We start from the raw sequence: 7,889 nt of genomic DNA, 5'->3' as shown, positions 1-7,889 counted from the left end.
AAGGATATGCCGTTGCAGTGCTCAATGACCCGAACATTGCAGCAAACAAATGCTGTGCCGGAGGCCCCGAGGGAAGCATTGCCGTGGGCGAACTCACCGGCAAAACCGTGGCCGAAGCCGAACCGCTGTACGCCCTGCGACGCTGCGACAAGCAGGCTGGTCAGGTCGGCGCGCGCTATGAATATCAAGGATTGCCCTCGTGCGCCGCGGCTTCGCTCATGCGGGGCGGCACCGACTGTTGCGCCTTTTCCTGTATCGGGTACGGCGACTGTGTGCAGGCCTGCCCGTTCAATGCCATGCGTATTGTCAACGGACTTGTGGAGGTCGACCAGGATAAATGTACTGGTTGCGGCACCTGTGTAGGCGTGTGTCCACGCGGGGTTCTGGAAATGACGCCGCTGCGGGCCAGAGTTTCAGTTTACTGCAACACCCGTGAAAAGCTGCGGGCAGTTTCTGATGTATGCAAAGTCGGCTGCATCAAGTGCCTCAAGTGCGTGAAGGCCTGCCCGGCCAAGGCGGTAAGCATGGTTGATGACCGTATAGAAATAGATCACATGCTTTGTCTCTCCTATGGCCCGGCCTGCCAGGAAGCGTGCGTAGCCTCCTGCCCCAGGCACATTTTTAGATATACCAGGCCGGTTCAGGCCGTGGAATGTGGCGAATCCGGCTGCAATGAACAGGCGCACACGCCCCTTGCGGCTCCTGTACCCGATCAGAATGTCTCCCAGGCGCAGCCTGGGGCCTGAGTGGAGGCTATATGTCCAGCTTTTTGAGCCGCCGTCATTTTCTTCGCTTCGCGCTTGTGGGCGCGGGCATGCTTGGGGCCGCGCCGCTGCTGAGCCTTGCGCCTTCCGCTGCGCTGGCGCGGGCATTCGGCAGTGAAGAAACCTATACCCGCACAGCGCTGTTTATGGGAACCATGGTTACAATTACCGTGGCAGGAGCTTCTGCGGAACAAGCCGGAGAGGCTGTGAACGCCGCTCTGGCCCTTGGCCGCAATATGGCCGACATCCTGACCAGGTTCAGCGCCAGTGGGCCTTTGGGCCAACTCAACGCAAGTACCTCCCTGAACGATACCCCGCCCGAACTAATGCACCTGATGCAGCGTTCACAGCAGATGTATGCTCGCACGGGCGGTGCTTTCGACCCGACCGTCCTTCCTCTTTTGCACCTTCTTGAAAGCCGCCGTGAACAGAAGGCGCAAAAACATCTTCAGCTTGATCAGGCGGAACTGCGCAATGCCCTTGAAATGGTGGGGATGGAACGGGTGCATGCAGACGGAAGCTCCTTGCGTCTTGAGCGGCAGGGCATGGGCATCACCCTGGACGGCATTGCCAAGGGATATATTGCAGACGCCATCTCACACAGCCTCAATTCTGGGGGGTATCCCAATCACTGTGTCAACGCTGGAGGAGATATTGCGGTCAACGGAGGCAAGGCCAAGGGACAACCCTGGCGTATAGCCATTGAAGATCCCTATGGCAAAAGTGCCTATCCGCAAGTGATAGAGGTCTATGATGGGGCGGTGGGCACTTCAGGTATATATGAGATTTTCTACAATGCCGATGCCAGCCGCAACCACCTAGTGAATCCGGTCACGGGAGCCAGTGCCGGTTTGGCCAGCGTGACGGTTACCGCTCCCGACTGCCTTACGGCAGATGCGCTTGCCACAGCCATGGCTGTCATGCCCCCGCGAGAAGCTCTTCATTTAGCTGACAGCCTGCCTGGCTGCGCCTGCTGCCTGTTGCGCCATGACGGACTGACGCAGTGTTCCCGTAATTGGCGAGGACGTCGCGCGTAAACACTATTGCAATTCGTTATTTATGCATCTTCAACATGTTTGTAGAAGATTTTTACACTCAAATTTACCATGAAAAAATCTTTTTTCAGACAAGGTGCGGAGCTTATGTATGTTCCGTACCTTGTCGTTTTTTACGTTTGCAGCGTGCTTTCGTAAAGACGTTCTCTCATCTGCGTGCCATTTATGTCTGCAATTTTTGCAATCAGTGTTACACAAGGTGCATGCTATTGCATCGTAACTTTAGCAACGTACAGGCTTGAATATTTCAAAGCCATCATGCCGTTTAACAGTGCGAATGGATTACGGCGCTGTTTCATTCATGAATCATTTTGGCAACGTCTAAAGCTGGTTTACGCTCTTGTGACAAGCGCCTGATCACGCAGCCGTCAGAACAGCTTCAAAACCAGTTTGTTCTATCTCCTGTGCTTGTCATGCTTCGTGAAAAAGTCTAGAGTTTGGAGCCGATACATTATCATAGCACTGAGGCAAATATGGACATTGTACGTTATATTCACGCGGCCGATCTGCATCTGGACACGCCCTTTCGCGGGCTTTCACGAGAAGCGGCCCAGGGGGGGCATCTGGCGCAACTGCTACATGATGCCACATTCAAGGCCCTGGAGCGGCTTTTTCGCTTGTGTGAAACAGAAAAACCCGATTTTCTTGTTTTGGCCGGAGATGTATATAACGAAGAAGATCATAGTGTTAAAGCACAATTACGTCTGCGCGATGGCTGCCTGCGGCTCCAGGCAGCCGGAGTTCGCGTCTTTATTGCCCACGGCAATCACGATCCCCTCAACTCCATGCTCGAGTCCATCCGTTGGCCCGATAATGTGACGGTTTTCGGCCCGGAGGTTGAGCGCCACATCGTGAAAAAAAATGGAGCGCCTCTGGCCGTGGTGCACGGAATAAGCCACGCAAAAGCCCGCGAGGGCCGCAACCTTGCCCGCCTTTTTCGGCGCGATGTTACACATAACTGCTTTCAGCTTGGCGTGCTGCACTGCACAGTCGAAGGTGAAAGCAAGGCCGACCGCTACGCGCCCTGCTCGCTTGAGGACCTTAAAAATACCGGCCTGGATGCCTGGGCGCTTGGCCATGTGCATGAAAGGCGTACTCTGAGCCATGATCCGTTTATTGCCTACTGCGGCAACAGCCAGGGCCTGCATATCAACGAAACAGGTCCACGGGGCTGTTTGTTGGTCACGGCCCGCGCTTCAGAAGTGTTGCCCGGCGCAGTAAGACCTCCGGAGGAACAAGAGGCCGCTTCGTATGCTTGTCATGCAGATTTTGTGCGCCTTGGGCCGGTTCAATGGGCTGGTCTGGACCTGGATATTGATGGCGTGGAGCATCTTGACCATGTGGAAAACCGTCTTGCCCAGTGCCTTGATCAGGCAGCTGAGGCAACCGAGCCAGGTTGCGAAGCCCTGCTTGCACGCGTTCGGCTACAGGGCCGCACCAGCCTGGATGCCGCGCTGCGCGAAACAGGCAATCAGGAAGACATCCTGGAACGCATGGGACACCTTGCTTCGGGTACGCCAGGCGTCTGGATCAAAGACCTGCGTGTGGACACAAACCCGCCCGTGGACAGCGCCCAGTACCTGCAACGCGAAGATTTGCTTGGCGAAACCCTGCGCCTGGCCCTGCGTATGAGTGAAAGCCATGAAGCCCTGCAGGAGGTGGGGGGACCAGCCCTGTCGCCGCTGTTCAGCCATACCCAGCTACGGAAAATACTGGCCCAGCCGGATGACAGCCAGATGCAGACCCTGCTGGAAGAAGCTCAACGACTTTGCATAGACCTTCTGGAGGTCCGCTGATGTATATCCAGTCCTTCCACATGGACGGATTCGGCATTTTCTCCGACATGACGGTTGAAGGTCTGGCCCCCGGACTTTCCATTTTTCTGGGAGAAAACGAGGCTGGAAAATCCACCTGCCTCGAATTTTTACGCACCACTCTGGCGGGCTATCCTGCGCCCAACAGCAGAGAAGGCAAACTGATCCCCGGACCTTTGCGTGGCGGTAATGCCGGCGGTAGCCTCACCATCAACGCGTACGAAGAAGGCATCCTTCGCCTCACCCGTCGGCCAGGCGGCTCGGGAGGTCACGTTTCCCTTACAGACGGCCAAGGCAAACCTCTGGATGAAGACGTGCTGCGCCGCCTGCTTTCCGGCGTCAGCCGTGACGTATACCGCAATGTCTTCGGGTTCAGCCTTACAGAGCTGGAAAATATGGCCAATCTCACTGGCGAAAGTGTGCGCCACGCCCTTTATGGTGCCAGCTTCGGCCCGGGCCTGCGTTCTCCGGGTGAAGCCCTGGCTATCCTGAAAAAACAGACGGACGAAATTTTCAAATCCGGCGGCAGCAAACCCCCTCTCAATCAGGCTCTCAAACAGCTCAACGATCTGCGCCAGCGCATGGCCGAGCTACGCCAGCAACAGGCGGGCTTTGATGCTCTTGCCGGTGAGCTTGGTGTAAAAAAAGAAGAGCTGGCCGCCATGCGCAGCCACAAATCACATCTGGAAGAAGAACGTCGCCTGCTTGAACGTCGCCTGGGCGTATGGCTGCAGTGGAATGAATGGCGCATGATCTGCGCTGCCCTTGAGCGGCTGGGCCACATCAACACCTCATTTCCCGAAGATGGGCAGGCCCGCCTGGCGCGTGCACAGGAAGCGCGCGAAAGTTGTGAACGACATCTGGCCGCGCTTGCAGAAAAACGTAACCTTTTACATGAACGCCGCAATGCCATTCAACTTGATCAACCCCTTCTGGAGGTGCTGCCCTCCCTGCGCCGCATGGCTGAACGCAAAAGCGGATTCCGTCATGCGCTGACAGCGTTGCCCGCTCAGGAAGAGCACTGCCGTCGCGCGGAAGAAGACCTTGAGCGCGAATTGGCACGTCTTGGCCCGGACTGGACATGCAGCCGCATCCGTCAGACAGATCGCTCTCTTTTTGCCCGCGAGGACCTGGAAAAACAAGCGCGAGAAATGACTGCTGCCACATCCGCCCGGCAAGCTGCCGTGGATAGCCTGAATCAGTGCAACCGTGAAATGGAAATTGCCGAACGCGAAGTTACCATTGCGCAAAATGAGCTTGCCCTTTTGCCCGTTCCTGTGGCCGCCCTAGATGATGAACAGCGCGATGACCTGCGTCAGACATTGGCCCGGCAGGAAGAAACGCGCCGTCAGTTGCCCTTGCGCCAGCGCGCTTTGCAAGATGCACATACAATGTTTGCCAGAGCGTACAACCCATTACGGCTGTCCGGCGGGGCGCAGCCTTCTCATGCCGCGGACGACGCAACCGTTGCGGCGACCCTGGATACCCTGTTGACCCAGCAGGAGGAGGCGCTGGAACTTGCCAGCCGTGTCCAGGAAAAGCTGGGACATGCTGACGAAGCAGCCCAGGCTGTGCAACAGGCAGAAGAACACCTTGCTGCCGGCAAGGCACGCATGGAAGCACTGCGGGAAGAACAGCGAAGCATTAATGGCCCCACACGCGAGGCGCTTGATACCCGCACAGCGGCCCTGCGCTCGCTGCGCGCTCTTTCTTCCGCCCTGGGTACGGAAAAACAACGACTTGAAGAACTTGATGCAAGACTGGAGAACGAGCCTCCGGTCAAGCGCATCAAAAGCCTGCCCCTCTTGCTTCTTGGCCTGCTCTTTTTCTCAGCCGGGGCAGCCATGCTGCTGACCTACTGGCGTATGGGCCTTACAAGCATTACCTTGGGCGAAGGTCTGGATGTGCCGGTCAACCTCTGGTCAGGTTATCTTGTACTGCTCTGTGGCGTGGGTTTTCTTGCAGGCGGCCTGCCCCACAATGGGCCGGAAGCCAGACGCCGTAAAAAAGAACTTGCACAACTGGTCAGCCGGCGCGAAACCTGCGCCGGCCATGTGGCAGAACTGGAAGAACAGGCTCGTCAGCTCTGCCGTACAGCTCAGGTGCAAAATATGGATATGGTCACTCTGGAAGCCACGGAAGTATTGTTGGAGCGAGAGCGGGAGCAATGCTTCCTTGAAGAACGTGCCCGCAAAGACATGGATGCTCTCAAACGTTCCATTGACCTTGCACGGACTGAAGTAAGCAGGCGTCAGGCCCAGTATCAGGAGACGGAAAGCGTGGTGCAGCAAACCCGCCGTCGTTGGCATGAGTTCATGCTCACTCTTAAGGTCGGCAATGTTCCCGCGCCTGAGGGGGCCACAGCTTTTTTCGCTAAAGTTGAATCTGCCCGTCTGGCATACAGTGCTGTGGCTGCGGCACAGGCCGAACTCCGCGCGCTTGAGGAAGGACTCACCCATGCCGAAGAGCATATGCAGCGCTTCCCCGCCGTAGCCGAGCGCCTGCCCGCCGGAGACAGTGCGTCCGGCACGCCACAGGAATTATCTTTAAAAACAGCTACTCCCCGCAATGAAGCACAGCTCGGAACTCGTTTTTCTGATATTCTTGCTGAAGTTGTGCGCCAGATACTGGAATCATGCCGGGAGGCTGATGCCGCACGGGAACGGCGCATTAAGGCCGAAGCTGCATTGCAGAATGCAGAAAGCGACAGGCAGCGCGTCCTCACTCGCCAGACCGAAGCCACCGCAGAACTGCGCAATGCCGAAGAACGGCTCGCGACCGCTCGCAGCCAGTGGTCGCACTGCCTTGAAGGCCTGGGACTTGGAGCGGAGCTTGATCCGGAAACCGTCCGCGAGGCATTCAAGTATATGGAGAACTGTCTGGCTGCGGAATCAGCTCTTGAACGTGTCAAAACGGAGCTGGCCCAAAGCCGCTCCGAACTGGCAGCGCTGCGAGACCCGTTGTCCCTTACGCTCGACAGCCTGAACCGTTCGCCCCAAGTTGATACTACTGATGGCGAACCGGACTGGCTGCTCAGCCTTGATTCTTTACTTGAAGAGGCGGAAAACGCCGTTACGGCACGCACACGCCGCCAGGGCATGGAACAGGAGCTTTCTGCACTTGATGATGACGTCCGTGCCGCGCAGGCTGCTCTGGACAAGGCTGTGCATGCCGAATGCGGCTTACTGGCTCTGGCCGGGGCGCAAGACGCCGAAGATTTTTTACGGCAGGCGGCGGTACACGAAGAGCAGCGCAAACTGGTGCAACGCAGGCTGGATCTTGAAGACGCCTTGCGTCTTGCGGCGGACAAATGCCCGCTTGAGGACTTTCTGCAACAGTTTGAGAATGAAAGTCGTGAAGTCCAGGAAAGTCGCTGCGCCGAGATCACGGAGCAACTTGCTCAACTTCAGGAAAAGGAACAGGAGCTGAGTGACCGGGTCAGCAGCTTGCGCGCCAGGGTGGAGGCCCTGTCACATGATGACGAACTGGCAAGGCTACAGCAACAGGCGGCCACGCTTGAAGAAAGCATGCAGCGCATGGCATATGAATGGAGCCGTAGAGCGCTTGCCCGGGGCATTCTTGAAGCCGCCAAAAGTACCTTTGAACGCGAACGCCAGCCCGAGGTCATTCGACTTGCATCGGAAATATTTGCACGCATCACCGGACGTCGATGGAAGGCGATCAATGCTTCTCTTGAAGACAAAACTCTAAGCATTCTGCCGGCTCAAGGCGAAGCGCTTGCCCCTGAAAATCTCAGCAGGGGCGCACGCGAGCAGGCGTATCTGGCCCTGCGGCTGGCCTATATAAAAAATCATGCGGCCCACGCCGCTCCACTGCCTGTCATCATGGATGATGTTCTGGTCAACTTCGACCCACAAAGGGCCGAACGCACAGCCCGCGCCTTTGTGGACCTGACTGCTGAAGGAAACGGCAAGGGACATCAGATACTTTATTTCACCTGCCAGCCTCATATGGTTGACCTGCTGCGCAAAGCAGACCCCGCTGCCGCTCTTTTTCATGTGGAGCACGGAGTCATCAGGGCGGCCTGACTTCGTCTTTTGCATTTATATTGAGCAAAATCAGAATGCCGCCGTCTTTTAGACGGCGGCATTCTGATTTACTGCACTATGAACGCGATTGGGGCGAGAAATGTTTTTGCATCATACCGTATCAACGCAAAACCGTATATCACTAACGGATAATGAATGTTTTGCTTTCATTCGACGTTTTGAAGCTTTGCCGCGAACCATTTGAAA

At 56.6% G+C, this 7,889-nt stretch carries 4 protein-coding genes; all 4 read left to right on the top strand.

All coding sequences use genetic code 11. The features are described from left to right. The coding region (gene rnfB, locus QZ377_RS12225; RefSeq protein WP_291441475.1) for an RnfABCDGE type electron transport complex subunit B at window positions 1-746 on the top strand (746 nt) is incomplete at its 5' end. 11 nt (window positions 747-757) lie between these two features. Then, a complete protein-coding gene (locus QZ377_RS12220; RefSeq protein ID WP_291441473.1) occupies window positions 758-1,801 on the top strand; it encodes an FAD:protein FMN transferase in 1,044 nt (347 codons plus the stop codon). A 491-nt stretch (window positions 1,802-2,292) separates the two neighbouring features. Beyond that, window positions 2,293-3,615 (top strand): DNA repair exonuclease, encoded by a 1,323-nt coding sequence (locus QZ377_RS12215; RefSeq protein WP_291441471.1) that lies wholly within the window; start codon window positions 2,293-2,295, stop codon window positions 3,613-3,615. Beyond that, window positions 3,615-7,682, top strand: a complete 4,068-nt coding sequence (locus tag QZ377_RS12210; protein ID WP_291441470.1) for an AAA family ATPase — start codon at window positions 3,615-3,617, stop codon at window positions 7,680-7,682. The genes QZ377_RS12215 and QZ377_RS12210 overlap by 1 nt, the downstream gene beginning before the upstream one ends. The last annotated feature ends 207 nt before the right edge of the window (window positions 7,683-7,889 follow it).

Origin of the sequence: Desulfovibrio sp. (assembly GCF_019424165.1) — a bacterium.
Taxonomy (GTDB): Bacteria; Desulfobacterota; Desulfovibrionia; order Desulfovibrionales; family Desulfovibrionaceae; genus Desulfovibrio.
The sequence above is the reverse complement of the archived record's forward strand: the minus strand, read 5'-3'. Positions and strand labels throughout refer to the sequence as shown.

Excerpts from the sequence above, each read along its gene's own strand:
- QZ377_RS12220 (WP_291441473.1), top strand. The coding sequence starts at position 758 with ATGTCCAGCTTTTTGAGCCGCCGTCATTTTCTTCGCTTCGCGCTTGTG.
- QZ377_RS12215 (WP_291441471.1), top strand. The coding sequence starts at position 2,293 with ATGGACATTGTACGTTATATTCACGCGGCCGATCTGCATCTGGACACG.
- QZ377_RS12210 (WP_291441470.1), top strand. The coding sequence starts at position 3,615 with ATGTATATCCAGTCCTTCCACATGGACGGATTCGGCATTTTCTCCGAC.